The 26,363-nt window shown below is 34.8% G+C and carries 20 protein-coding genes; 15 read left to right on the top strand and 5 right to left on the bottom strand.

Going from position 1 to position 26,363, the window contains the following annotated elements; genetic code table 11:
• The first annotated feature begins 24 nt into the window (after positions 1-24).
• The 3 genes from pfkA to HLK68_RS01130 all read left to right on the top strand — a co-directional run bounded on the left by pfkA (position 25) and on the right by HLK68_RS01130 (position 3,057).
• Positions 25-984: a 6-phosphofructokinase gene (pfkA, locus tag HLK68_RS01140; protein ID WP_006785153.1), complete on the top strand. Its 960-nt coding sequence runs from the start codon at positions 25-27 to the stop codon at positions 982-984.
• 59 nt (positions 985-1,043) lie between these two features.
• Positions 1,044-2,477: a pyruvate kinase gene (gene pyk / locus HLK68_RS01135; protein WP_009607459.1), complete on the top strand. Its 1,434-nt coding sequence runs from the start codon at positions 1,044-1,046 to the stop codon at positions 2,475-2,477.
• Positions 2,478-2,550: 73 nt separating this feature from the next.
• Positions 2,551-3,057: an NUDIX hydrolase gene (locus HLK68_RS01130; RefSeq protein WP_132942805.1), complete on the top strand. Its 507-nt coding sequence runs from the start codon at positions 2,551-2,553 to the stop codon at positions 3,055-3,057.
• Between the two features lie 83 nt (positions 3,058-3,140).
• Here HLK68_RS01130 and HLK68_RS01125 read toward each other — a convergent pair whose 3' ends face one another.
• The 3 genes from HLK68_RS01125 to HLK68_RS01115 all read right to left on the bottom strand — a co-directional run bounded on the left by HLK68_RS01125 (position 3,141) and on the right by HLK68_RS01115 (position 5,849).
• The gene (locus HLK68_RS01125) at positions 3,141-3,656 is read right to left on the bottom strand and encodes a hypothetical protein (protein WP_006785156.1); all 516 of its coding nucleotides are present in this window, start codon (positions 3,654-3,656) and stop codon (positions 3,141-3,143) included.
• A 148-nt stretch (positions 3,657-3,804) separates the two neighbouring features.
• Positions 3,805-4,878 carry an FAD:protein FMN transferase gene (locus HLK68_RS01120; RefSeq protein WP_006785157.1) on the bottom strand — a complete coding sequence of 358 codons (1,074 nt, stop codon included), beginning with the start codon at positions 4,876-4,878 and terminating at the stop codon, positions 3,805-3,807.
• Positions 4,879-4,976: 98 nt separating this feature from the next.
• Positions 4,977-5,849 (bottom strand): FMN-binding protein, encoded by an 873-nt coding sequence (locus HLK68_RS01115; protein WP_006785158.1) that lies wholly within the window; start codon positions 5,847-5,849, stop codon positions 4,977-4,979.
• 435 nt (positions 5,850-6,284) lie between these two features.
• On the opposite strand from HLK68_RS01115, the gene HLK68_RS01110 reads away from it, so the two are divergent.
• From HLK68_RS01110 to HLK68_RS01065, 10 genes are all read left to right on the top strand, one after another.
• Entirely contained in the window at positions 6,285-8,279 is a 1,995-nt protein-coding gene (locus tag HLK68_RS01110; protein WP_006785159.1) for an FAD-dependent oxidoreductase, read from the top strand.
• A gap of 146 nt (positions 8,280-8,425) precedes the next feature.
• Positions 8,426-9,391 carry a polyprenyl synthetase family protein gene (locus HLK68_RS01105; protein ID WP_006785160.1) on the top strand — a complete coding sequence of 322 codons (966 nt, stop codon included), beginning with the start codon at positions 8,426-8,428 and terminating at the stop codon, positions 9,389-9,391.
• Between the two features lie 280 nt (positions 9,392-9,671).
• Positions 9,672-11,240 carry a glucose-specific PTS transporter subunit IIBC gene (ptsG, locus tag HLK68_RS01100; protein ID WP_006785161.1) on the top strand — a complete coding sequence of 523 codons (1,569 nt, stop codon included), beginning with the start codon at positions 9,672-9,674 and terminating at the stop codon, positions 11,238-11,240.
• A gap of 136 nt (positions 11,241-11,376) precedes the next feature.
• Complete coding sequence (locus HLK68_RS01095) at positions 11,377-11,868, top strand: PTS sugar transporter subunit IIA (RefSeq protein WP_006785162.1); 492 nt, start codon at positions 11,377-11,379, stop codon at positions 11,866-11,868.
• 84 nt (positions 11,869-11,952) lie between these two features.
• Complete coding sequence (locus HLK68_RS01090) at positions 11,953-12,216, top strand: phosphocarrier protein HPr (RefSeq protein ID WP_006785163.1); 264 nt, start codon at positions 11,953-11,955, stop codon at positions 12,214-12,216.
• A 263-nt stretch (positions 12,217-12,479) separates the two neighbouring features.
• A complete protein-coding gene (ptsP, locus tag HLK68_RS01085) occupies positions 12,480-14,189 on the top strand; it encodes a phosphoenolpyruvate--protein phosphotransferase (RefSeq protein ID WP_006785164.1) in 1,710 nt (569 codons plus the stop codon).
• 232 nt (positions 14,190-14,421) lie between these two features.
• On the top strand, positions 14,422-15,126 hold the full coding sequence (locus HLK68_RS01080) for a polysaccharide deacetylase family protein (RefSeq protein WP_132942804.1): 705 nt from the start codon (positions 14,422-14,424) through the stop codon (positions 15,124-15,126).
• A gap of 120 nt (positions 15,127-15,246) precedes the next feature.
• Positions 15,247-16,110, top strand: coding sequence for a polysaccharide deacetylase family protein (locus HLK68_RS01075; protein WP_129821530.1), 864 nt, complete (start codon positions 15,247-15,249; stop codon positions 16,108-16,110).
• 16 nt (positions 16,111-16,126) lie between these two features.
• Positions 16,127-16,810, top strand: a complete 684-nt coding sequence (locus tag HLK68_RS01070; protein ID WP_132942803.1) for a hypothetical protein — start codon at positions 16,127-16,129, stop codon at positions 16,808-16,810.
• Positions 16,811-16,902: 92 nt separating this feature from the next.
• A complete protein-coding gene (locus HLK68_RS01065) occupies positions 16,903-17,763 on the top strand; it encodes an NAD(P)-dependent oxidoreductase (RefSeq protein WP_006785168.1) in 861 nt (286 codons plus the stop codon).
• A 44-nt stretch (positions 17,764-17,807) separates the two neighbouring features.
• Here the strand turns inward: HLK68_RS01065 and HLK68_RS01060 are convergent, their stop codons facing one another.
• Complete coding sequence (locus tag HLK68_RS01060; protein ID WP_009607455.1) at positions 17,808-18,194, bottom strand: hypothetical protein; 387 nt, start codon at positions 18,192-18,194, stop codon at positions 17,808-17,810.
• Positions 18,195-18,298: 104 nt separating this feature from the next.
• Complete coding sequence (locus HLK68_RS01055; protein ID WP_009606906.1) at positions 18,299-19,117, bottom strand: metallophosphoesterase; 819 nt, start codon at positions 19,115-19,117, stop codon at positions 18,299-18,301.
• Between the two features lie 470 nt (positions 19,118-19,587).
• Between HLK68_RS01055 and polA the strand changes: the two genes are divergently transcribed.
• Both polA and HLK68_RS01045 read left to right on the top strand, forming a co-directional pair.
• Positions 19,588-22,224, top strand: coding sequence for a DNA polymerase I (polA, locus tag HLK68_RS01050; RefSeq protein ID WP_132942802.1), 2,637 nt, complete (start codon positions 19,588-19,590; stop codon positions 22,222-22,224).
• A gap of 1,359 nt (positions 22,225-23,583) precedes the next feature.
• A complete protein-coding gene (locus tag HLK68_RS01045) occupies positions 23,584-26,298 on the top strand; it encodes an ABC transporter ATP-binding protein/permease (protein ID WP_006785447.1) in 2,715 nt (904 codons plus the stop codon).
• The last annotated feature ends 65 nt before the right edge of the window (positions 26,299-26,363 follow it).

Raw genomic sequence — 26,363 nt, 5'->3', positions numbered from 1 at the left:
AATTCTAGTGTGAGGTGAAACACTATGGTAAAAAGAATTGGTGTGCTTACTAGTGGTGGAGATGCACCGGGTATGAATGCAGCCATTCGTGCCGTTGTGCGCGCAGCAATCGCTAATAATATCGAAGTTTTCGGTATTTACAACGGATATGCTGGATTAGTTAAAGGTGATATTAAACCTCTAACGAATACAGAGGTTGGTGGAATCATTAACCGTGGTGGAACTTTCTTAGGTTCAGCACGTCTTCCAGAGTTCAAAAACATCGAAGTTCGTGAACTAGGTGTAGAACAATTAAAGAAACATGGTATCGAAGCAGTTGTTGTTATCGGTGGCGATGGTTCTTACATGGGAGCAAAAAAATTAACAGAGATGGGAATCAACTGTATCGCATTACCAGGTACAATTGATAACGATATCGTAAGCAGTGATTTCACAATTGGATTTGATACTGCATTAAACACAGTTATCGATGCCATTGATCGCTTACGTGATACGTCAGCTTCACACGCTCGTTGTAGCGTTGTTGAAATCATGGGACGTCACTGTGGTGACTTAACAGTTTGGGGTGCTATTGCATCTGGAGCTGAAGAGTTAATCGTTCCTGAAAAAGGAATCAACATGGATGAAATCGTAGCCCAAATCGAAGAAGGTAAAAAACGTCAAAAGAAACATTACATCGTGACTTTAGCTGAGTTAATGACAGATGCACATGAATTAGCTAAAGAAATTGAAAAACGTACTGGTGTTGAAACTCGTGCAACTGTTCTTGGACACACTCAACGTGGTGGGGCTCCAACAGCATTTGATCGCGTGTTAGCAAGCCGTATGGGTGCTTATGCGGTTGATTTATTAATCGCAGGTGAAGGAGGACGCTGTGTTGGAATTCGTGACAACAAGTTAACTCACTTTGATATCTTAGAAGCACTTGATTTACCACGTGTATTCGATGAAACAATGTTCAATTTAGCTAAACAATTATCTTAATTATTTCAACTGAAATAGGCATAAGATTATTGAATATACCCAAAGGAGCGAACTAGGAAATGAAACAATCTTTCAAAAACACTAAAATGATTTGTACAATTGGTCCTAAATCAGAACCAAAAGAGATGTTATCAAAATTAGTTGATGCAGGAATGAACTGTATCCGTTGTAACTTCTCTCACGGTGATCATGCAGAGCAAAAAAATCGTATGGATTTAATCCGTGAAATCAATAAAGAAAAAGGAACTCATGTAGCTATCTTATTAGATACTAAAGGACCTGAAATCCGTACTCACTTATTCGAAAACGGTGGAGTTGAATTAGTTGCTGGTCAAACTGTACGCGTTGCTATGAACGAAGTATTAGGAACAGCTGAAAAATTCTCTATCACTTACCCAGGATTAATCAACGACGTAGTTGTTGGTGGAACAATCTTAGTTGACGATGGATATGTTGAATTAACAGTAACTGAATTAGATACTGCTAACCAAGAAATCGTATGTACAGTTAAAAACTCTGCATTCGTTAAAGACCGTCGTGGAATCAACGTACCAGGTGCTAAATTAAACATGGAATTCATCTCTGAAAAAGATCGCGCAGATATGATCTTCGGATGTGAAATGCAAGTGGATTACATCGCTGCATCATTCGTTCGTCGTGCAGAAGACGTATTAGCTATCCGTGAAATCTTTGCTGAGCAAGGAAATACACATACACAAATCATCGCTAAAATCGAAAACCAAGAAGGTGTTGACAACATGGATTCAATCCTTGAAGTTGTTGACGGAATCATGGTTGCTCGTGGAGATTTAGGGGTAGAAGTACCTGCTGAAGATGTACCATTAATCCAAAAAGAAATCATTGCTAAATGTAATGCTGCTGGAAAAATCGTTATCACTGCAACTCAAATGTTAGAGTCTATGCAAAAAAATCCTCGTCCAACTCGTGCAGAAGTATCTGACGTTGCTAATGCAATCTTCGATGGAACTGATGCAATCATGTTATCAGGAGAATCTGCTGCTGGACAATATCCATTAGAAGCTGTTGAAACAATGGCTCGTATCGCTCGTCGTACTGAGCAAGCTTTAGATCACCAAGAAATCATCGCTCGCGCTATGGCTTCTTCAAGCCGTGACGTAGCATCTGCTATGGGATTAGCTGTTGCTGATACTGTAGAAGATTTAGGAGCTCAAGCAGTTATCGCTTGCACTCAATCAGGAGCTACTGCTCGTGCTATCTCTAAATACCGTCCATCTGCACCAGTAATCGCTGCTACTTCATGTGAAAAAACAGCTACTTCATTAGCATTATACTGGGGAGTTCAACCAGTTGTTGTTGCTGAAACAGCTAACACTGATGAATTATTAAAAACAGCTGCTACTGTAGCTACAGAAGTTGCTGGATTAGAAGCAGGAGAAACTGCTGTTGTTACTGCTGGATTACCAGCTGGTGAAGGTAACACTAACTTAATGCACATTCACGAAGTTAAATAATTTACCTATACATACACACACTTTTTAAAGGAGGGATTTCCCTCCTTTTTTTATTATTAAGAGGTTGATTAGAATGGTAGAAACAACATTATGTTATATAATTCATGAGAAAAAGGTTTTAATGATGTACCGAAATAAGAAAGAAAATGATTTTCATGAAGGGAAGTGGAATGGATTAGGCGGAAAGATAGAAGAAGGCGAAACGGCATACGAGGGGATACGACGAGAGGTGTTAGAGGAATCAGGGCTAATCATCAAGAATCCAGAGCTACTAGGGGTTTGTTATTTTCCTAGTTTTGATGGAGAGGAAGAATTGATGTATCTATATAAGGCAATTGATTTTGAAGGGGATTTGATTGAGTGTAATGAAGGAGATTTGAGTTGGATTGATGAAAAGCAGTTGTTATCGTTAAATATTTGGGAAAGTGATCAAGTCTTTTTATCGTATGTATTACGCGGTGAACGTTTTATTGGGGTGTTTCACTTTGAGGGGAAAGTTTTAAGGTCATATGAGATTAAAAAGGGGAGTGAATCTGATTTAATTCGTTTTTCGATTGAAAAAGGAAGTCACGTACTTTAAGTCTATTATTAAAAAAGTTTTATTACAACGATAAAAAGAACGGCTTGAGATAAACCGTTCTTTTTTTTATTTTATTTTAATGATTAGCACAATGGGCGTTTTGGTTGTTGAGGGCATTGTGGTTGCATGGCAAGGGCACACCAGTCTTCATTTCTTAGACCATGATCATATTGATGACATTCCATTCCTTCTTCTTTACAGATGACATAATCATGGTGATTGTGATGGTGATGAACTGTTTTAACAACGACTGGTACCACATGTTCTACACGGTGATGATGGTGTACTTCTGGCATACAGCAAACAGTTGGTTCAATGACTTGGCAGCAAGTTTCATAATGTACAGGCATTGGGCAACATTGCATTTGTGTTTGGCACATTTGAGGTTGAGGCATTACTGGAGCTGGGCACATCATTTGAGGTTGAGGCATCACAGGGACTTTTGTTTCACATTTTGTTTCTTTTGTTTCTGGAACTTTTACCATTTCAGTTTTAACAGGCATTTGTTGAGTTGCAGGCATTGCATACATCATTTGAGGTTGAAGGTATTCTTTTCTCATTGGAGACATCATTCCACAGCATCTATTATATCCATTCATAAAAATCATAACATCCTTTCATTTTGTAATTCAATTACAATATAGTATATTACCTAGAGCTTAAATGGTTATGGCACATGCCCAAGTTAGCAAAGAAAAGGATGAAAAAAAGGACTTTTATACGAGATAAAAAGTCCTTATAGGATGATTATTTCAGTGTTTCGATAACAAAACTAGTATCAGTTAGTTCAAAGTTAGCTAAGAATCCTGAAGAGGCATAAAGTTTTTGATCATCTGTAATAAATAAGGCTTCCACATCAGATAAAGATTCGATTAGCTTCATTCCTTCATCGAGTCCTAGTACAAATGACATAGTTGACAAAGCATCGGCAGACATTGAACTTTTTGTGACGATTGTAACTGACTTTAGATTGTTTTCTACAGGATAGCCTGTTTTAGGATCAAGGATGTGGTGATAAATCTTTCCATCTTGTTGGAAGTAGCGTTCGTATGTTCCAGATGTCACAACGGTTTTATCTTTGACACTTAAAATTCCTAAGTAGTCACCACGTGGAGAGAATGGATTTTGAACTCCAATTCTAAAAGAGTCTCCATTTGCTTTTTCACCATAGGCATAGACATTTCCACCTAAATTGATGATGGCTTGTTTATTTCCGTGTTCTTTTAGAATTTGGGCTGCGACATCAGCTGCATATCCTTTTGCAATGCCACCTAAGTCGAGTTGCATTCCTTTATCTTCTAGTTTAACAGCATAATTTTCTTCATCAAGTAGCACTTTATGATAATCGATATGAGTTAAGCTTTGTGCAATTTCATCACTATTTGGAACATGAGCATCTTCAAATCCAATTTCCCATAGTTTAACGAGAGGGCCGACTGTGATATCAAAGCTACCATTTCCAAGTTGCGAATAGTAAACTCCCGCTTTAATGACATCGAATGTTTGTTTTGAAACAGGAACGTAGTCGACTCCTGCTTGTTGATTGATACTGATTACTTCACTCGTTGTAGCATTATTAATGGTCATTTCTTTTTCAATTTGCTCAATCGCATTGAAAATTTCATCAAAGATTTCTTGTTCAGGATTATCGTATAAGGTAATCGTAACGATGGTTCCTAGTAAGTATTTATTTTGCGAGACAGGTTCGTAGTTTTTTTGTTCAGTTCCTAGATTCTGGTTAGGTGTTTCTACTTGTTCTTTTGCTTGGCAACCTGTTGTGAGTAAAACGGCTACTAGCATTAAGGATTTCAAATATTTCATAGTATGTAACCTCCAATAATTGTCCTTTAATAGGATACCACAATATAGAGCATAAAAAAACGACAAGATGTTCACTTTGTGAAATCTTGTCGTTTTTTTTAATCGATTGTTGGTCCGCTTGCTAAGGCTTGAATGACTAATTCAATAAATTGATTCACTTCAATTGTAACGCCAGAGATAGCATCAGTTTTATTATCTTCGTTATAAGTAATTAGGGTTGGATCTTGGATGTTAATAAGATAAGATTCCAAAAGTTGAGCTTGGTGATTCCAATTTTGAATTTCCTCTGTTGAATGTCCACCTGTTAAGTTGTCATCTTCTTTAATGGCATCCCAATGGGCTGCAACAATGTAGCCATTTTCAACAATAAGGTTAATATTATATTTATATCCATCTGTAAATGTTTCCTGCTCTGCATAATAATGTCCATCTTGGTAGTTTCCTTTTTCAATTGGACCGTCTGCAAGAGCCGTATTCATAAGTTGTAAAAATGGAGTGACTGAGATTGTCACACCAGAAATAGTATCAGTTTTTCCATCTTCTGTTGTTTGGATAGCAGAAGTATCTTGATTATTAATAATATATGATTCTAATTTTTCGATTTGTTCGTGCCACTTTAAGGATTCAGTATCTGCATCAGACATAAGATACTCATCTGTTTGTGACAGAGTGCGTTTATCTTCAGTTGCAGTTTCATTAATTGAGTTAAATTCAATGGTGGTGATGATGCCGTCTTTAATCTCTAAGGTTACCGTGTTTTTCCATCCATCTTCTGAATAAGTTGAATCTTCAGCGAAGTATAGACCATCTTTTAAAACAGTAAGCTGTTCACGGGCATCTATATCACTTAATTGAACTAAATTGTTATCACTTAGTAATAGTGGCTCTTTAGAGTTAACTTCATTAGCACTACAGGCTGTTAATAGACTAAACGCAGAAATAATTGTCAGAGATACGACTTTATAATTCATAAAAATACCCCTCCCTATAACTTTAAATAAATTATGGTCTTATCTTTAGTATAGTTAGTGTTATTCTAACATAGGTTGAAAGACTATTATATAGGAAAAAGATGTAATTGTTGTCGAATATGTATAAAAAAAATTTATAAATGATATAGTTATAAAGAGGGAAGGTAGGAATTTTGAAGGGATTGCATCTACATAAAAAGGTTGAATTTGTGAAAAAATGTGATAAAATTAAGGTGGGTAAATTACGACATGTTTTTACAAATAACTCTTATATTTAACTTTTATCTAATTTGATGCTATTACAAATGAATGGATTTTTTATAGGTAAAGGTTAGATACATCTACTAATCAAGTGGTGTTAATAGAGTTAGCTTTTTTATGTTAAGGAGTATTAACGTAGGAAAATAAAACATGAAAGATTTTAGGAGGAGTATCATGAAAAAGATTGTTGTCCTTGGTGGAGGATACGCAGGTGTACTTACCGCAAAAAAATTAGCAAAAAAATTCAAAAAAGATCAAGATGTAAGCATTACATTAATTGACAAGCAATCTTATCACACAATGTTAACAGAGTTACATGAAGTTGCTGCTGGTCGTGTGGATGAAGAATCAATCCGTATGGATTTAAAAAAGATTTTTGCTGGTCGTAAAGTGGATGTTGTTTTAGATGAAATTACATCAATTGATTTTGAACAAAAAGTTTTAACTTCAAATTCAACAAAATATGACTATGATTATTTAGTAATGGGAACAGGATGTAAACCAACATTCTTTGGAATTCCAGGTTCAGAAAATGCTCACCAATTATGGTCATATACAGATGCTGTCAACTTACGTGAACACATTTTAAATATGTTCCGTCAAGCAGCGCTAACATGCGATAAAGAAAAACGTAAAGAATTATTAACATTCGTAACCGTTGGAGCTGGTTTCACAGGAGTTGAAATGGCTGGGGAACTTGGAGAATGGAAAGATGAATTATGCCGTTCATTCCATATCGATAAAGAAGAAGTGTCTTTATATATCGTAGACTTTGCTCCAAAAGTGTTACCAATGTATCCAGATAAATTAGTTAAAAAAGCGGAGCGTCGTTTAGAAAAATTAGGAAATCAATTAGTGATGAACTCTGCTGTAAGTGAAATTAAAGCGGACAGTGTTGTCTTAAACAAAGGTGAAATGGTTATCAATACACGTACTGTTATTTGGGCAGCAGGAATTGAAGGATCAGATATTGTTGATTCTGCTCAAGTAGAAAAAGCAGGACGCGGACGTATTGTGACAAATGCTCAATTACAGGCTAAAGATCATAAAGATGTTTATGTTGTTGGAGATAACATTTTCTACATTCCTGAGGGAGAAGAACGTCCTGTGCCACAGATGGTTGAAAATGCAGAGCATTCAGCGCCAGTTGTTGCACATAACATCTATGTAGATATTAAAGGTGGAGAGCACAAATCATACAAGCCAACATTCCATGGTTCAATGGTATGTATCGGTTCTCGTTATGGGGTAGCTCAAGTTGGAATGCCAGGATTCTGGATGAATTTATCTGGATTCTTCGCGATGTTCTCAAAACACTTCATTAACTTAGTGTACTTTGTTCAAGTTTTAGGATTTAATAAAATTTGGTCTTATTTAATGCATGAATTCTTCCATACAAAAAATAACCGTTCAATGGTAGGTGGATTATTATCAAATTCAGCTCCAGTATTCTGGAAATTCCCATTACGTATTTTTGTCGGATTCATGTGGTTACAACAAGGTTTAACAAAATTACCTAAAGTTATTCATGACTTTAATAATGTTTTCTTATTACCTTCACCTCCAAAAGCAGATACATTATCTGCTGCATCAGGAGCAGTGTCAGAGGCTGTAACAGCAGCATCAGGAGTTGTAACGGAAGTTGTCACTCAAGCATCAGGAGCTGTAGCAGATGCTGTCACTCAAGCATCAGGTGTTGTGACTGAAACTGTAAATCAAGTAGCTGCAAATGGTGATATCTTTACAACAATTTCAAATTTAATTCATGATTTCATGAACTGGATTGCAGTATTACCAGTTCCAGGATTTGTTTCAGATATGGTTAATTGGTCAATGGATGCCTTCTTCTATACTCCAGATGGAACACAATTCACTACTCTTGCAAGCTTAGTTCAAGGTGGAATGATTTTCGGAGAAATCATCTTTGGTATTATGTTAATTATTGGTTTATTCACACCGGTCGCTGCTATTGGTACTATTGCAATGGGATGTATGATTTGGGCTTCAGGAATGGCACCAACTGAGATGTTATGGTATTTAGTAGGTGGATTTGCGTTAATCGGAAATTCAGGTATGGTACTTGGATTAGACTATTATGTGTGGCCTTGGTTACGCGAAATGATGAAACGTATTCCATTACTTAAAAAATGGTATTTATACGTTGACTAAATAATATGATTTGAAAGAGAAACATAGAGAATACTATAGTAGTATTCGCTATGTTTTTCTTCTCATTTAGTGTTATTGTAGTATCTAACAAATTCAACAAGAAGCAATACATACAATCGTTAGTCAAAAAATGTAGGTGATAACACATGAAATCATTCTGGAAGGATCAGCCAGACATTGTCGCACATTTAGAACAAGTCAATCATATTATTAATCAACAGTTAACCGTTAAACAATCAAAAATGAATGAGATTTTAAAAGATTTAGCTCAGTCTGGAGGTAAAAAAATTCGTCCAGGATTATGTATTATCGGTGGTGAATTTGGAGATAAGGACATTAAGCATCTTTATCACTTATCTGCTGTTTTAGAAATGTTGCATATGGCAACACTTGTTCATGATGATATTATAGATGATTCGGTACAACGTCGTGGTCAGTTAACGACACAACAAAAATACGGTAAAGATTATGCTGTTTACACAGGTGATTATATTTTTACTAAATGTTTTGAAATCTTAGCAGAGCATTATGAATTGCATCATATGAAAGAATTATCTAAAACAGTTTCTCGTGTTTGTATGGGAGAAATTGATCAATTTGATGGCCGATTTAAATCTCATACTTCGGTTAAAAAGTATTTAAAAGTCATTGGTGCTAAAACATCTGCTTTATTAGCTGTTAGTTTATCCGTTGGGGCTTATGAAAGTGGATGTGACGAAAAATTCTGTAAGAAGCTTGGAAAAATTGGGCTTCATATTGGAAACGCATTCCAGATTATTGATGATATTTTGGACTATGTTGGTGACGCGTCTCGCGTTGGAAAAACATTAGGAAATGATATTCGTCAAGGGTATTATACGCTTCCGTTACTATATGCTTTAAAACATAATGATGATAGGCTAAATGAGTTATTAGCGTCAGAAACTTATACAGATGAAGTAGTTTCACGTATTATTGAACGCGTTAATGAATTGGGTGGTGTTAAACAAGCTCAAGAGTTAGCACATAAATATACAGTGAAATCTTTAAAAGAAATTAAAAGTTTGCCAGCAGGTCAAGCCCGTGATCATCTAGAATGGGTTACCAATCAATTATTAGCTCGTCAACACTAATAATGAAATTTCAATGGACAAATCATTTTCTGATTTGTCTTTTTTTTTGTAAAATTATTATTTTATAAGTCATATTTAATTGAATAATTCCCATTTTAATATAATCTATTCTTATTAAGTAAAAAAATAGAAAAATAATGAATTTGTAATCTACATAATCATTACTTGTTAGGTTACAATATAACAAGTAGTACTTGTATAATTTTTCTAAAATTAGAAAGAGAGAGTATAGTTGGTGTACTACAAAGAGTTTAAATCATAGAAAGGAGTTTATTCTATAATGAAAACATTACAACGCGTTGGTAAAGCCTTTATGGTACCGGTTGCGCTTTTACCAGCGGCAGGTCTACTACTAGGAATAGGGGCCTCAATGCAGCAATCATTATTAGATTATTTACCGTTTTTAGGTACAGAATTTTGGCAGATGGTCGCAATGGTAATGAAAAGTTCGGGACAGATTGTTTTTGATAACTTGCCGTTATTATTTGCAATTGGAGTTGCCTCTGGATTAACAGGAGACAAAGGAGTGGCTGCTTTAGCGGCGACGGTTGGATTCTTAATTATGAATGTGGTGATTGGGGTATTTATGCCGGTTACATTACCTGATCAGTTATATGCAAATGTATTAGGAATCGAAACGTTACAGACCTCTGTTTTTGGTGGAGTGCTTATTGGGTTATTAACGGCATATTTATATAATAAATTTTATACCGTTAAGTTTCCTGATTTCTTATCTTTCTTTGCTGGGGCACGATTTGTTCCCATTATTACATCAGTAGTAGCGATTATTGTAGGGGTTATTTTGGCTTTTATTTGGCCTCCAATTGGAAACCTAATTGCAAGCTTTGGTAAAATTGTGGCAGCAGAAGGAACGAATCCTCTTTATATTTGGATTTATGGAATTGCAGAACGTGCCTTGATTCCGTTTGGACTACATCATGTTTTTTATTTCCCATTATGGTACACAGAAGCAGGAGGTATTTATACTTCAATTGATGGTGTGATGAAAATGGGGGACCAACAAATTTGGTTCCAGCAATTAGCTGATTATTCGACATATGGCTATCAAGCGATGATTGAAAATGTTCAGGCACAAGGTGCAACACTTGCAGGACGATTCATGACTGGAAAATATCCATTTATGATTTTTGGATTACCAGCGGCTGCTTATGCGATGTATCAAGAAGCAGCACCAGCCCGTAAAAAAGCGATTGGTGGATTATTGTTATCAGCTGGGTTGACGGCTGCTTTAACAGGAATTACAGAGCCGATTGAATTCACCTTTTTATTTGTAGCACCTGTTTTATTTGCAATTCATGCGGTACTAGCAGGATTATCATTCATGCTGATGTACTTATTTAATGTTCATGTCGGAATGACATTTTCAGGTGGATTAATTGACTTATTAATTTACGGAATTTTACCTGGTAATGATTTTACGAACTGGGTTCGTATTATCATTGTCGGAATTTTCTACGCTCCAATTTATTATTTCTTATTCCGTTTTGCGATTCGTCGTTTCAATTTACCAACACCAGGACGTGGTGAAGCTGAAGATAAGCTGATGAGTAAAGCTGATTACCAAGCGGCTAAAGGAACGAATTCAAGTGAAAAAGCAGCGGCTATTTTAGAAGCATTAGGTGGGGCTAGTAATATTGAAACATTAGATGCCTGTATGTCACGTTTACGTGTTTCAGTTCATGATATAGACGAAGTGGATGAGACTAAAATCAAAGCTTTAGGTGCCACTGGAATGTTTGTTTCAGGAAATAATTTACAGGCTATTTTCGGAACAACTTCTGATCAATTGAAAACGCAAATTGAAGCAATTATGGCAAAAGAAAAGTAAAAATAAGACAAAAAGACCTTAAAAAAAACATTTTTTAACTAATGTTAGCGTTATTTTTATAAAAAATATCGAAATATATCTATATTTGTTGGAAAAAAACAATATAATATATATGAAAGATATTAGGAGGTGCAACATGGGAATTTTCGATTTATTCAAAAAGAAGAAAGAAGAACCTAAAAAAGGAGTTTTTGCTCCAATCACAGGAACATTATTATCAATCACTGAAGTTCCAGACCCAGTATTTAGCCAAAAAATGATGGGAGACGGATTTGCAATTGAACCAACTGAAGGAAAAGTATATTCTCCAGTTGCCGGGAAAGTGTTAAACGTATTCCCAACAAAACATGCAGTTGCATTACAATCTGACGAAGGACATGAAATTTTAATTCACTTCGGTATGGATACTGTAACATTAAAAGGTGAAGGATTTACTGCTCACGTAGGTGAAGGAGATATCGTTACACCTGAGACTTTATTATTATCAGTAGATTTAGACGCTGTTCGTCCTAAAGTACCATCTTTAGTAACACCAGTTGTTTTCACTAACTTAAATGAAAAAGTTATTGAATTAAAAGTAACAGGTCCAGTTACACACGGTAAAGCTGATATTTTAGAGATTAAATAATTTCGTAAACATATATCTTGATTTTTAGATAGTGACAAGATAAAATAAACTTGAAATCACTATCACAAAGAGGAGCGATTATTGATGGAAAAGATTTTCACAATTACAGATGAAACTGGATTACATGCTCGTCCAGCGACAGTATTAGTAAACACAGCTAGCAAATTTGGATCAGAAATTTCATTAACTTACCGTGATAAAAAAGTTAACTTAAAATCAATCATGGGTGTTATGTCTTTAGGAATCCAACAAGGTGCACAAATCACTATTTCTGCTGAAGGTGACGATGCAGAAGCAGCTATCGCAGCATTAACAGAAACTATCACAACTCAAGGATTAGGTGAATAATACCTTTTCAAATAACAAACAATAGTACTGGCTCGCCAGTACTTTTTGTTTTTTGAAAAACATATTTTTAAGCGTTATTAAATTATTTTACCTTCATTTTAATAAAAATATAAAATATGTCAAAAAAACATTAATTTGCGACAAAATCACTATATGTAACGGGTTTCAGACGACCTAAAAAAATAAAACGGTGTTGTGTAACGGGTTTTATCTGTTATAATAGTTAGGTACAAAAGCATTTCATAATTGAAAGGGGTAGCATTGTGAACATTAAAGGTATTGCAGCATCAAACGGAATTGCTATTGCAAAAGCATTTAAATTAATTGAACCAGAATTAACAGTTGTTAAATCAACAGTTACAGATATTGAAGCCGAAGTAGAACTTTATAAATCGGCGTTAGTTAAAACAACAGAAGATTTACAAAAGATTAAAGTAAAAGCTGCTCAAAATTTAAGTGAAGAAGAAGCGGCTGTATTCGATGCTCATATTAATATGGCAAATGATCCTGAGTTACTTTCTCAAACAACAGATAAAATTAAATCTGAAAGCGTTAATGCACCTTATGCATTCGATGAAGTATCAAACATGTTTATTATGATGTTTGAAAGCATGGATAATGAATATTTCCGTGAACGTGCAGCAGATATTAAAGATATTAAAAAACGTATTTTAGCACACTTATTAGGTGTTAAAGTAAATGATCCAAGTACAATTGATGAGCAAGTGGTTATTATTGCTGAAGACTTAACACCTTCTGATACAGCTCAACTTGATCGTAACTTCGTTAAAGGGTTTGCGACAAACATCGGGGGACGTACATCTCACTCAGCGATTATGGCTCGTTCATTAGAAATTCCAGCTGTAGTTGGAACAAAAACAATCTTAGAAGACGTTAAAGATGGAGATATGATTATCTTAGACGGATTAGAAGGAAATGTTATCATTAACCCAACAGCTGAGCAAATCGCACACTACGAAGAAGTAGCTAAAGCTTATGATGCTCAAAAAGCTGAATGGGCAAAATTAAAAAATGAAGCAACAGTTTCAAAAGACGGACAACATGTAGAGCTTGCTGCTAATATCGGAACTCCAAAAGATGTTGAAGGAGTACTTGCTAATGGTGGAGAAGCCGTTGGATTATACCGTACTGAATTCTTATATATGGGACGCGATAACTTCCCAACTGAAGATGAGCAATTCGAAGCTTATAAAGCAGTATTAGAAGCAATGGGAGAAAAACCAGTTGTTGTTCGTACATTAGATATCGGTGGAGATAAAGAATTACCATATCTACATTTACCAAAAGAAATGAACCCATTCTTAGGTTACCGCGCTGTTCGTTTATGTTTAGATGATACAGATTTATTCCGTACGCAATTACGTGCTTTATTACGTGCTTCTTCATACGGAAAATTACGTATCATGTTCCCAATGATTGCAACTTTAAATGAATTCCGCGCTGCTAAAGCTTTATTATTAGAAGAAAAAGCTAACTTAATTGCAGAAGGTGTGACAGTTTCTGAAGAAATCGAAGTCGGAATGATGGTTGAAATTCCATCTGCTGCGGTATTAGCTGATCAATTCGCTAAAGAAGTTGACTTCTTCTCTATCGGAACAAATGACTTAATCCAATATACTATGGCTGCTGACCGTATGAACGAAAAAGTTTCATACTTATACCAACCATATAACCCAAGTATTTTACGCTTAGTAAAAATGGTTATTGATGCTGCTCACAAAGAAGGTAAATGGACTGGAATGTGTGGAGAAATGGCAGGAGATCAAACAGCTATCCCATTATTATTAGGATTAGGATTAGATGAATTCTCAATGTCAGCGACTTCAATCTTACCTGCTCGTTCATTAATTAGCAAATTATCAAAAGCTGAAATGGCTGAATTAGCTCAAAAAGCTTTAAATATGTCAACAGTTGAAGAAGTTATTGAATTAGTTGAAAACATTCAAAAATAATCCAAATTAAAATGTGAAGAATTTATTCTTCACATTTTTTTTGTTTTCTAAGAGCAGAAATTTAAATTGAAGAATAATTAAGACAAAAAACGACATCCTAATAAAGAACTTCGAAAGGAAAAGAGTTGAGATAAAAATGATATCAGTGTTAAAAACTAAATTTTTTGGATCCATCAGTTTAAAAAGTGGATTATTTTTTATGTTCCTGATGATAACTTTTTGTAGTCTATTTATGGGGTCATTTGATACATTTGCGGCAACCGTTGAAGATAGAGTGGACGATTTTATTTATAATAAGGAAAAACCAGAAAAAGTCGTTTATTTAACATTTGATGATGGACCTTCTAGATATAGTTTAGAGATTTTAGATGTGCTAGATCAATATGATGTACCCGCCATTTTCTTTGTGATTGGTGAAAATATTGAACTGTTTTCGAATGCCAAAGAGATATTAACAGAAATGGTGGAGCGTGGACATTATATTGGGCTTCATAGCATGACACATAATATGGATAGTTTATATCATGGTCCAAATGCTCCTCAAAACTTTGTTAAGGAAATGTTGGCTGATCAAAAAATGGTTTATGATTTAACGGAAGGATTTACAAGTCAATTATGCCGTCCACCATATGGTGGAAGAAATCATTTAACAAGAGAACATTATGTTGCTTTAGAAGAAGCAGGAATCACATGTATCGATTGGAATGTTGATTCTTTAGATTGGTCAAAATCAAGTGCCGATCAAATATTTAGACAAGTTGTTGCAGAACAAAAACGCAATCAGGATGCAAAAGAAGTTGTCTTGTTATTTCATGAAAAAAAATTCACGTTAGAAGTATTACCTCAAGTGATTGAATATTATCGCAGTTTAGGTTATGAATTTATGCCTTATTGTGAAGGTGAAGATTTTAATTGTACCTTATCAAATGAAAAATAAAGAAAGAAGTCATCCATAAATTACCTTGCATAATTTGTCACATTATGCAAGGTTTTAGAATGCTTTTTTAAAGTTAATATTGTATAATTAAAACAAATAGCATAGATGGAGGAAAGAGTAGTGGCAAAACAGCAGTATTATTCAAATTATGGTAGTCGAGGACGACGTCGACGTGTTAAACCACGTTTTTATGTTTTTGTAACGTTAATTGCAATTTTAGTGATGACAGGATGTTTCTTTGCTAATGTTGCAGGACAAGTAAAAGGATTAAGTATGGCAACAGTAGAGCCGACCTATTTAGATTTCGAGGAAATCAAAACGGTTAAAAGTTGGCATAATAAAGAAGTTAAATTTGCTTATTTAACATTTGATGATGGACCTTCACGCAATACAAGTGCCATTTTAGACATTTTAGATAGCTATGGAATTAAGGGGACATTTTTTGTTTTAGGGACAGCTATCGATAATTACTCTGACTCGGAGGCCATGTTAAAACGAATGGCTAATGACGGTCATTACATTGGGATGCATTCAATGACTCATGATTATGCTTATTTATATGGAGATGCTAATGCCGCTTCTAATTTCGCTGGTGAGATGAAGGAAGAACAAGCCTTAATTAAAGAGATTACAGGTGGGTTTGAAAGTAAATTATGTCGTGCTCCTTATGGAACGGGCGGAACATTTACGGATGAACATGTTGTTGCTTTAAATGAAATTGGCGTAAAATGTTGGGATTGGGACGTTGATTCATATGATTGGGAATCGGGAGCAACAGTTGATAGTATTATGAAAAATGTTGAAAGTAATATGAAGTTGTGGAACTATCCATCTAATACGGTTATTTTATTCCATGAAAAAGATATTACCGTACAAGTTTTACCTGTTGTTATTCAGTATTATTTAGATTTAGGATATGAGTTCTTACCTTATAATCCTGATAATCATATTGTTAAAAATTTATTTGGAAGTAGCGATTTATAGGAAAGGGGAATTCTAAATGCGTCGACCATTTTTACCAGTTTTAATTGTAATCCTTATTTCGGCTGTAGGAATTTTCTTTGCCTTAACTTATAAGATTCCTGAAGTACAAGTATTTCAAATGTATCAACATTTAGATCAAGAAATTGTCACTTGTGAAAAACAAAATACAAATACATTAGAGGATAATTTAAATGCTTTACAAGCATCGGTGAGCAGTTTGATTAGTGCAGGTCAGACTTACGATGGAAGTGCAGACTTAACTGAGTTATTTGAGTCATTTAACACACAATATAACATGTTAAAACAATATAATGAATCGGTGGCAACATGTATTTCATCAGCCATTGAAAAAACTAATTTTGAACAAATTGAAAAAGTGATTAAAAAATTACCAACAGATTTACAGACATTAGGTCATGATATGACATCCCTTCAACAAGAACGTACAACAAAGTTAACGGCTTTAGAAGCACAACTTTCTTCATTAGTTAACACCTTATCAAACTTTGAAGAAATGTTCTATAACACGAAAACAAGTGAGGCTGTTCAATATTTTCAAAGTGTAAATGTGGCCTTCAGTGAAGTTCAAACGTTACATACAGACTATATGACAACAGTTGAGGCTTATTATACGGTGAAAACAGCTTATTATGAAAGTATCGCAAATAAAGGGACGTTAGATTATATTTTCAAAAAATAGATAAATTGGCTAGGAAGTTTTCCTAGTCTTTTTTGTTGCCTGTGTTATAATCAATTTATTAAGATGACTAAGAAATTGAAAGAGGGATTTAAATGAACATTGGATTTATCGGAATTGGTGTCATGGGGCAAGCCATGGCGACTCATTTATTAAACGCTGGCCATAAGATGTATGTTTATAATCGTACAAAAAGTAAAGCAGATCAAATTGTTGAAGCTGGTGCTATTTGGTGCGAAGATGTTCAAATGGTTGCGCATCATGCTGATTTAATTTTTACGATTATTGGTGTTCCTGCAGATGTTGAGGCTGTTTATTTAGGTGAAGGTGGGTTAATTGATACGGCAAAAGAAGGAACAATCTTAGTTGATATGACAACCTCAACACCAGAACTTGCAAAGCGAATTTATGAAGCGGGAATGCAAAAAGGGATTCAATGTTTAGATGCTCCCGTTACCGGTGGAGATGTTGGAGCTAAAAATGGAACGTTAACAATTATGGTTGGAGGAGAAGAGTCTGTTTATCAAAGTATTCGTCCAATCTTAGATTTGATGGGAAAAGTAATTGTTTATATGGGAGAAGCAGGCAGTGGACAGCATACAAAAATGGCCAATCAAATTGCGATTGCTGGAGCTGCGATTGGAATGGTTGAAGCTTTAGCTTATTCTAAAGGGGCTAATTTAGATTTAGAGACAGTTTTAAGTGCCATTACAAGTGGGTCAGCTGCAAGTTGGCAATTAAGCAATATGGCCCCTCGTATTATTCGTGACGATTTTAATCCTGGATTCTTTATTAAACATTTTATTAAAGATATGAAAATTGCAACGTCAGAAGCATCTGAAATGTCAGTTGATTTACCAGGACTTAATCTTGTCTTAAGTTTATATGAAGAATGTGCGAATCGTGAGTTTGAAAATTTAGGAACGCAGGCACTCTATAAATTGTATGAAAAATAAAAGAAAGACCTTAAACATTAATTAAAGTGTTTAAGGTCTTTCTTTTATAAAATATAGTATTTATTTGATTCAATCATCGGTTCTTGGCTAGGGGTTGTGGTCACCGAATAAGGTCCATAATAGCTGTTTTGAACCATTTGTTGTTGATATCCCATTGGATAGCTTGGTTGTTGGTAATAAACAGGTTGAGGATAGTAAACAGGTTGAGGGTAATACATGGGTTGTTGGTACACTGGATAATTGTATCCTCCACAACATGGACGTCCACCACCAAGGACTAATCCACCTAATCCCCCGAGAGCAAGTCCCCCAATGAATGGCCAAAATCCCCATCGTTCATCATTTTCAATACCTGGCATAGTCGCTAGATAGGGGACTTGATTTGTCAATGGAACTTGGCCATGATAAGACGATCTCATATTTTGATTCAACTTTAACTCCTCCTTCAGTATGCAGTTCTCATTTTAGTGTATGCAGACTGTTGAGTTTAGGTTCTCGCTAATAAAAAAATCGACTCGTTTAAAAGTCGATTTTTTTATTGCTCTTTTATGAGTAAAAATGATTGAAGGGTTGGTCTTCTTAAAAGGGCTGCCACCTCATTAGAGCGGTTAAGTCCTTGGTTAACATGTAAAGTTAGACGATCGGCAAAACGGTAAGTGCCGTTATAGAATTGACTACAATAGTTGGGTTGTGTCTTATCATTTGACGTAATGCCTCGGCAGTGGCCAGATAGTTGTAATTCAACCGGATAATCGGTAACAACTGATGCAAGAGTCGGTTCATGAAGTAATAAAATGTTAAAGGTATTAGCATCGCTGTTCTGTGCTAGAAGGGTTTGAAGTGGAGGCGTTGTGGTTAATGAATTAACACCGATTAACGTGATAGATTCGCTTGAACCATTGTATAAAGGTAAGGATTCGTTTTTTAGAACTCTAAAGCCGGCATTCGTTAGAAGGTCGGTTATGGCCTGTTCATTTTCTAAATCATCGTCTCCAAGAACTGCTACTTTTGCTAAAGGGCTCTGGATGTTTGAAAGTAACTTTGAAGCTTCATTACTTAGAGCTGATGAGATAGTTCCCTTTTGAAACAGTCCTCCTGTGAAAATCACGATATCTGGATTTAAACGGTTGATTTCATTCACTGCTTTTTCAAATACGGATAAATCTTCTTCATTCTCAAGTAGTGTATCTCCAAATTGAATGAGGCGGATTCCATCAAAGGTAGTTGGAATATTCGGGTTTTTTATAATCGTTTCATCCACTTTGATCGAAAATTTTAAGATACAAAGCGAGTAGAAGAAAAAGAGTATGATAAGACCTGCGACCGTTAAAACATAGATAGGAAATTTTTTCACGTTTTACTCATCCTTTACCAAAAAATCTAAATATATTTTATTATATCACAGATTAATTCGGTTTGGGAAAATGCATTAAACGTAAAAGAGTAAGTGGATAAGGTGGTAAAAAGCAAACAGTAAGGAAAGGATTCGAATAGTAGCAGGAAATTCACTGTCCTTTTTGATAAAGGTGAAGGTAATTAAGCTAAGGTATCCTAAAATTGGAATCCAATCGAGCATAAATTTAGACGTCTGGATAAGTTGCGAGATGAGGGGGTGATTAGGTTTGAAGGGGAAGGTCAATAATAAGGTGATATTGAATAAGAGGAACAGACTTTGTGAGTTTTTTGTTGTTTTTTCGACCATTTTTAGCACCATCCTTTTAAAAGTATGTTTTAAATATGTATCAGTTTATAAATTGTGTTAAAATAATATTAAAGTATAGTTAATTAGGCGTTCAAATATGCCAAAGATAAGGGTTGATTAGCATGAACACATTAGTTTTAATTGATGGAAATAGTTTAATGTATCGCGCATATTATGCAACGGCATATAGCGGGAATTTAATGAAGACGAGTCAGGGGATTTTTACGAATGCTCTTTATGGATTCGTTAATATGATGAATAAAGTGATGGATGATTATCATCATACGCATATGCTAGTGGCGTTTGATGCAGGTAAAACGACATTTCGTCATGAATTTTTAGAAACGTATAAAGATGGTCGTAAGCCGATGCCAGATGAGATGCGTTCTCAAATTAATTTAATTAAGAAGTATCTTGATTTACTAGGTGTCAAGCGATTAGAGCTACCAACTTATGAAGCAGATGATATTATTGGAACATTGGCTCGTCTTGGAGAGAAAGCCGATTTTGAAAAAATTCATATTATCACAGGAGATAAAGATTTACTTCAAATGGCGGATGAGAAAACGACGGTTCATATTACAAGAAAAGGGGTTACCGATATTGAGTCGTTTACACCAGAAGCGGTGTTTGAAAAATATGAATTATCACCAAGCCAAATTGTTGACTTAAAAGGTTTAATGGGCGATCCATCAGATAATTTACCAGGAATCCCAGGTGTTGGGGAAAAGACAGCAATTAAATTATTAAAAGAGTATCAAACAGTTGAAAATTTAGTCGCTAATACGGCCTCTTTAAAAGGGAAGATGAAAGAGAAAGTAGAGGCGAATGTTGAGCAAGCTTTGCTTTGCAAACGAATGGCGACCATTCATACAGATGTGCCGCTTTCAGTGACTTTTGATGATTTATTATATCAAGGACCTGATGTAGCGGGTTTAATTGAATTGTTTAAAGAAATGGAGTTTAATGCTTTCCTAAAAAAAATGAAACTGCAAGAGGTGAAGGATGAAACACCTAAAGCTCCTGTTGCAATCATCGGAAGTTTAGAAGAATTAAACACTAAAATCTTTAAGCATAGTGCGATTCATGTTGAGATTTTTGAAGAGAACTATCATCATGCTAATATTTTAGGGATTGCGGTTGTAAATGATGAAGAGTCTTATTATGTCCCATTTGAATTAGCGAAGCAGTCTGAGGCCTTTATGGCATTCTTAGCAGATGAAAAGATTGCAAAAGATATCTTTGATTTAAAACGTTCACGAGTTGCCCTGATGTGGCAAGGATTTGATTTACGTGGGGTGGCATTTGATTTATTACTCGCAACGTATATTATTAATCCGACGAATGTCAGCAATGAGTTTAAAAAAGTGGCGATGAGTTATGACTACGATGATGTGTTGTACGATGAAGAGGTTTATGGTAAAGGGGCTAAGCGTGCTATTGCAGAAGAGAGTCAAATTGCCCGTCACTCGATTGATATTGCGACTGCCGTTTTGAAGTTAAAGGAGACAGCGCTTGAACAGTTGAAAGAACAAGATCAGTTAACGTTATTTGAAGAGATGGAAATGCCACTGGCAGATGTGTTGGCTGAGATGGAATTTAACGGAATGGCTCTGGATTTAAAGACACTTGATGAGATGGGGCAAGATTTAAAAGGACGCATCACGGCGCTTGAAAATGAGATTTATGAACATGCTGGAATGTCATTTAACATTAACTCACCTAAGCAATTAGGAGAGGTGTTATTTGAGAAATTATCCTTACCAGTTATTAAGAAAACGAAAACAGGATATTCAACAAATGCCGATGTATTAGAGAAATTAAGTGATGCTCATCCAATCATTAAATCGATTATGGAGTATCGTACGTTAACCAAACTTTATTCAACTTACATCGAGGGTTTAAAGAAAGCATGCTACAGTGATGGAAAAGTTCATACGATTTTTAATCAAGCTTTAACTCAAACAGGACGTTTATCATCGATTGAACCCAACCTACAAAATATTCCGATTCGCTTAGAAGAAGGGCGTTTAATTCGTAAGGCCTTTGTCCCAAGTGAAGAAGGTTGGGTTATTTTAGGAGCGGACTACTCACAAATCGAACTTCGTATTTTAGCTCATATTTCAAATACGGAGTCATTAATCGAAGCCTTTAAAGAAGGTGAAGATATTCATAAAAAAACAGCAATGGATGTGTTCAAAGTATCTGAGGAAGAAATGACATCAGACTTACGACGTTCAGCTAAGGCAATTAATTTCGGAATTATTTATGGAATGAGTGCCTTCGGATTATCTGAAAATTTAAATATTACGCAAAAAGAAGCGAAAAAATATATTGATCATTACTTAGAGACTTATTCAGGAATCAATCAGTATATGGAAGATACCGTGAAAGATGCAAAATTCCATGGTTATGCAACGACTTTATTTAATCGTCGTCGTTATATCCCTGAATTAAGTCAGAAAAATTATGCACTTCGTCAGTTTGGAGAACGTACTGCAATGAATGCACCAATCCAGGGAACAGCAGCCGATATTATCAAAAAAGCCATGATTGACGTCGCAAATGCCATGAAAGAAAAACAAGTTAAATCTCGTTTATTACTTCAAGTACACGATGAATTAATCTTCGAAGTCCCACAAGAAGAGTTAGATTTAATGATCGAACTTGTAACTAAAACAATGGAAGACGTTGTAAAGCTTCAGGTGCCATTAAAAGCAGACTACTCATACGGACCAACATGGTACGACGCGAAGTAACCCTGAGTAAAATCTTTCTAAATCTCGAATTTTCGAGATTAGAAAGATTAAATACCCAGGATAAGATAGTCTAACGCTTCATACTTCAGCGAGAATATCTAAAAGGCTGAGATAACCGCTTTGACTCTTGACCCCCCCTAAAGGGATAAGAATATCTAAAGTTTCACTAGAAGTTCAACTAGATATTCTAAAATGCAAGGAAGTAGCCTGTGTTTCTCTTTTTGAAACATGGGATGCTCCCGATTTTTTAGATGAACTGATTTCTAAAAGAAATCTAGAGAATCTTATGTATTTGCTCTCAAGAGTCAGGTTATCGAAGATAGATTGTATTCCAGTTACTGTGACTGTAGGGTATGAAGTATAGTGAGTTGACGTCTACCTCACTCCTCTGCTTTTTAGGAGTAGTGTAGACGAAACTTTATGGTTTCCCTACACCACGTAGCGTAGCTCGTGGTTTTCTATCGCTAGTAGGGCGAGCATTTGGTCTTCGAAACTCAACTGAGGTCCAGTTACTGAGTCTGTGGGGTGTGAGGTTCAAGTGTTTAAATCACAAAGTACTATGACTTAGACTTTTAGTTATGAATCATTTATAAGATTTGTAATTCGTTTCCTATAAAAAGATGAATAATAGTTAAATCTGTGTTACTAAGTGTTAGACATTGGTTTATGATATAAAATAAAAAAACTTCTTTAATTTCAGAATTGATTTCTGGTGTAGAGAAGTTTTTTTATAAGTTAGGGTGGAGATGGAGGGAGCGGTTAGTATCCACGTCCGAAAGAAATTCGAAATACCTATTATCTCTAAATAACTGAAAACATCAAAGAAAGTCGCATATCTTTTAATACTTTTTTTACTTTATTCATATTTTAATACTACTTTATAACTAATTCCTTATCGTGAAATAGTTAACGCATTCTAATCTAAAGTGATTTTCCAATATGTAACTTGTGTTTATTGATAATCTGAGAATGACACAAAAGTGCTCTCATACGAAGAAGTATCTCCTCTTTGTTAACAGATTTCACCATATAATCATAGGTATCTACTAGGAATCCTTTACATGTTTCTTCGAGTAATTGTTTAGCTGTAAATATTAGAATCACTATATTATTCTGACAGTTACGTAGATACTCTGTAAATTCATAGTAAATTCATAGCCATCCATTTTAGGCATCATCACATCTAATATAATTAAAGCAATGTGTTGTTTATCTATATCCAAATTATTATATTTCAAAAGATTAAGTGAAAATTTAAATGTATTAGAAAAAAAGCATAAATAAATTCCTAAAATTAACATTCAGTTTATAAAAGCATTGTAAAATATGATGACAAGGAAACAAAGGGGGAGAATAAAGATGCTTCAAATTGAAAAAATCCATAAAAAGTACATAACTGGAGATTTAGTGCAAACAGCTCTTAATGACGTAAGTTTAAATCTTCGTGACAATGAGCTTGTTGCTATTCTTGGACCTAGTGGTTCGGGGAAAACTACCTTACTTAATATCATTGGTGGTCTAGATCATTATGATAGCGGTGACCTAATTATTAATGGAATTTCGACTAAAAGATATACAGATAGAGATTGGGATTCTTATAGAAACCATACAATCGGCTTTGTGTTTCAAAGCTATAACTTAATACCTCATCAGACGGTACTTTCAAATGTTGAACTTGCACTTACTATTTCTGGGGTTTCAAAGTCAGAACGTAAAAAACGTGCAATAGAAGCTTTAGAAAAAGTTGGATTAGGTAATCAACTTCATAAAAAACCTAATCAAATGTCTGGTGGACAAATGCAGCGTGTGGCTATAGCTCGTGCATTAATTAATGACCCAGATATTTTACTTGCTGATGAACCTACGGGTGCACTTGATTCTGAAACTAGTGTTCAAGTGATGGAACTTCTAAAAGAAGTAGCAAAAGATAGACTGGTTGTTATGGTTACACATAATCCTGAGCTTGCAGAAGAGTATGCTACTCGTATCGTAAAAGTGCGTGATGGAAAAATTATAGATGACTCTAATCCATATCAGGTAGATGCTTCACAACTTGGGCAAGCAAGACATGAAAATATGGGTAAATCTTCAATGTCATTTTCGACATCGCTTTCATTGTCTTTCAATAATTTAAAAAGTAAAAAAGGAAGAACATTATTAACAGCTTTTGCGGGCTCTATTGGAATTATAGGGATTGCATTAATTCTATCGATTTCTAATGGAGTTAATACTTATATTTCTGATATTCAAAAAAGTACAATGTCTTCTTATCCTATATCCATTCAATCTCAGTCTATAGATTTAAGTAGCATTATGTCATCAGGACAAGAGAATATGAAGAAACTGAAAAGCGGTGAGGTTGACCATGATTTAGATGCAGTTTATTCAAATGGTACAGAACTTGAAATGGCATCTAAGATGACGACAAGTATTACCGAAAATAATCTAACAGAATTTAAAAAGTACTTAGATGATACAGAAAATGAAATTCACCAGTATATTGGTGAAAACGGAATTGTGTATTCTTACGATACAAAATTCGATGTATATACTTATGACTCAGAGGATACTCTTGTAAATACAGATGGTAGTACATTAGAGGGGAGTCAATCTTCTGCTTCAGTCAGCTCTCCAATGATGGCAGCTATGAGTTCAAGTAGTTCTAATCATTTTGAAGAGTTATTACCAGGTACTGAAGATGAGTTAATCAGTTCAACTATTACAGATAGCTATGATGTTTTATATGGTTCATGGCCGAGCAAATACAATGAGCTTGTTATAGTGCTTAACCATAATAATGAGATTTCTGCCACAACTCTTTATAAACTTGGACTTCTTCCTTCTTCTGAATATAATGAATTAATATCGAAGATAGAAGACGGAGAAACAGTTACTTTAGATACACAAAAACTAAGTTATGAAGATATTATAGCTCAAACATTTTATATGATCCCTAGTTGTGATTTATATGTAGAAAATGATAATGGTACTTTCGATTATATTGGAGACGATAACTCAGAGATAAAAAATCTACTTGAAGATGCAGTTGAGTTAAAAGTGGTAGGTATTATTCGTCCTAAAGAAGATACAGAAACTGTTTTAATTAGCAATACTGTAGGTTATACAAAAGCATTAACAGATTATATCATTGATTATACAAATAACAGTGAGGTTGTAAAAGGACAGGAAGCTAGTAAGAATCTAAATGTATTAAATGGTATGGAATTTTCGCCTAGTGATGATGTAGATAAAGTCAAAGATGCAAAAACTTATATCGATCATTTAGGAGTTAGTGAGAAAGCTAATCTTGCTAAACAGATTTTACAATACACTTATTCAGATAATCCAACTGCAACATCTCAAATGATGTCAATGAATGAAACACAACTTGCAGCGGCACTAGATGAAAATTTAGATGATGAGGCACTTCTTTCGATTTATGATCATTATATATCTACTGGAACTTATGATGATAATATGAAAACTTTTGGTGTTGTAAGTTTAGATGCACCATCTAGTATCAACATATATTGTGATAGTTTTGAGGACAAAGATGTTATAGCTGATTATATTGGGAAATACAACGAATTGGTTGATGAGGAAAGTCAAATTACTTATACAGATTATGTAGGACTTTTAATGTCTTCTGTAACAACAATTATAAATGTAATTTCATATGTATTAATTGCTTTCGTTGCAGTTTCCTTAATAGTATCTTCAATAATGATTGGAATTATCACTTATATTTCAGTTATGGAACGTACTAAAGAAATCGGAATACTTCGTGCAATTGGGGCCTCAAAACATAATATTTCTCAAGTGTTTAATGCAGAAACATTTATAATCGGTATATGTTCAGGAACAATTGGAATTGGAATTACGCTGTTACTTCTAATACCAGCAAATTCTATCATTCACACTTTAACGGGTACAGATACTGTTAATGCCTCATTACCTTTTAGTAGTGCACTTCTTCTTATTGCTTTAAGTATCATACTAACTTTAATGGGGGGGTTCATCCCTGCCAAAAAAGCAGCAAGGAAAGATCCAGTAACTGCTTTAAGAACAGAATAAAATATTAGAAAATTAGGAAGGAAGCTGCGAAGAAGATATATATAGTGACTATATTTACCGCAACA

Origin of the sequence: Turicibacter sanguinis (assembly GCF_013046825.1) — a bacterium.
Taxonomy (GTDB): Bacteria; Bacillota_I; Bacilli_A; order MOL361; family Turicibacteraceae; genus Turicibacter; species Turicibacter sanguinis.
Note: the sequence above shows the minus strand (reverse complement) of the source record. Positions and strands in the feature narration are given on the sequence as shown.

What these genes read in the sequence shown, in the direction of transcription:
- HLK68_RS01070 (WP_132942803.1), top strand. Translation starts at nt 16,127, where the DNA reads ATGCGTCGACCATTTTTACCAGTTTTAATTGTAATCCTTATTTCGGCT.
- pyk (WP_009607459.1), top strand. Translation starts at nt 1,044, where the DNA reads ATGAAACAATCTTTCAAAAACACTAAAATGATTTGTACAATTGGTCCT.
- HLK68_RS01120 (WP_006785157.1), bottom strand. Translation starts at nt 4,878, where the DNA reads ATGAAATATTTGAAATCCTTAATGCTAGTAGCCGTTTTACTCACAACA.
- polA (WP_132942802.1), top strand. Translation starts at nt 19,588, where the DNA reads ATGAACACATTAGTTTTAATTGATGGAAATAGTTTAATGTATCGCGCA.
- HLK68_RS01045 (WP_006785447.1), top strand. Translation starts at nt 23,584, where the DNA reads ATGCTTCAAATTGAAAAAATCCATAAAAAGTACATAACTGGAGATTTA.
- HLK68_RS01130 (WP_132942805.1), top strand. Translation starts at nt 2,551, where the DNA reads ATGGTAGAAACAACATTATGTTATATAATTCATGAGAAAAAGGTTTTA.
- ptsG (WP_006785161.1), top strand. Translation starts at nt 9,672, where the DNA reads ATGAAAACATTACAACGCGTTGGTAAAGCCTTTATGGTACCGGTTGCG.
- HLK68_RS01105 (WP_006785160.1), top strand. Translation starts at nt 8,426, where the DNA reads ATGAAATCATTCTGGAAGGATCAGCCAGACATTGTCGCACATTTAGAA.
- HLK68_RS01095 (WP_006785162.1), top strand. Translation starts at nt 11,377, where the DNA reads ATGGGAATTTTCGATTTATTCAAAAAGAAGAAAGAAGAACCTAAAAAA.
- pfkA (WP_006785153.1), top strand. Translation starts at nt 25, where the DNA reads ATGGTAAAAAGAATTGGTGTGCTTACTAGTGGTGGAGATGCACCGGGT.
- HLK68_RS01115 (WP_006785158.1), bottom strand. Translation starts at nt 5,849, where the DNA reads ATGAATTATAAAGTCGTATCTCTGACAATTATTTCTGCGTTTAGTCTA.
- HLK68_RS01110 (WP_006785159.1), top strand. Translation starts at nt 6,285, where the DNA reads ATGAAAAAGATTGTTGTCCTTGGTGGAGGATACGCAGGTGTACTTACC.
- HLK68_RS01080 (WP_132942804.1), top strand. Translation starts at nt 14,422, where the DNA reads ATGGGGTCATTTGATACATTTGCGGCAACCGTTGAAGATAGAGTGGAC.
- HLK68_RS01125 (WP_006785156.1), bottom strand. Translation starts at nt 3,656, where the DNA reads ATGAATGGATATAATAGATGCTGTGGAATGATGTCTCCAATGAGAAAA.
- HLK68_RS01065 (WP_006785168.1), top strand. Translation starts at nt 16,903, where the DNA reads ATGAACATTGGATTTATCGGAATTGGTGTCATGGGGCAAGCCATGGCG.
- HLK68_RS01090 (WP_006785163.1), top strand. Translation starts at nt 11,953, where the DNA reads ATGGAAAAGATTTTCACAATTACAGATGAAACTGGATTACATGCTCGT.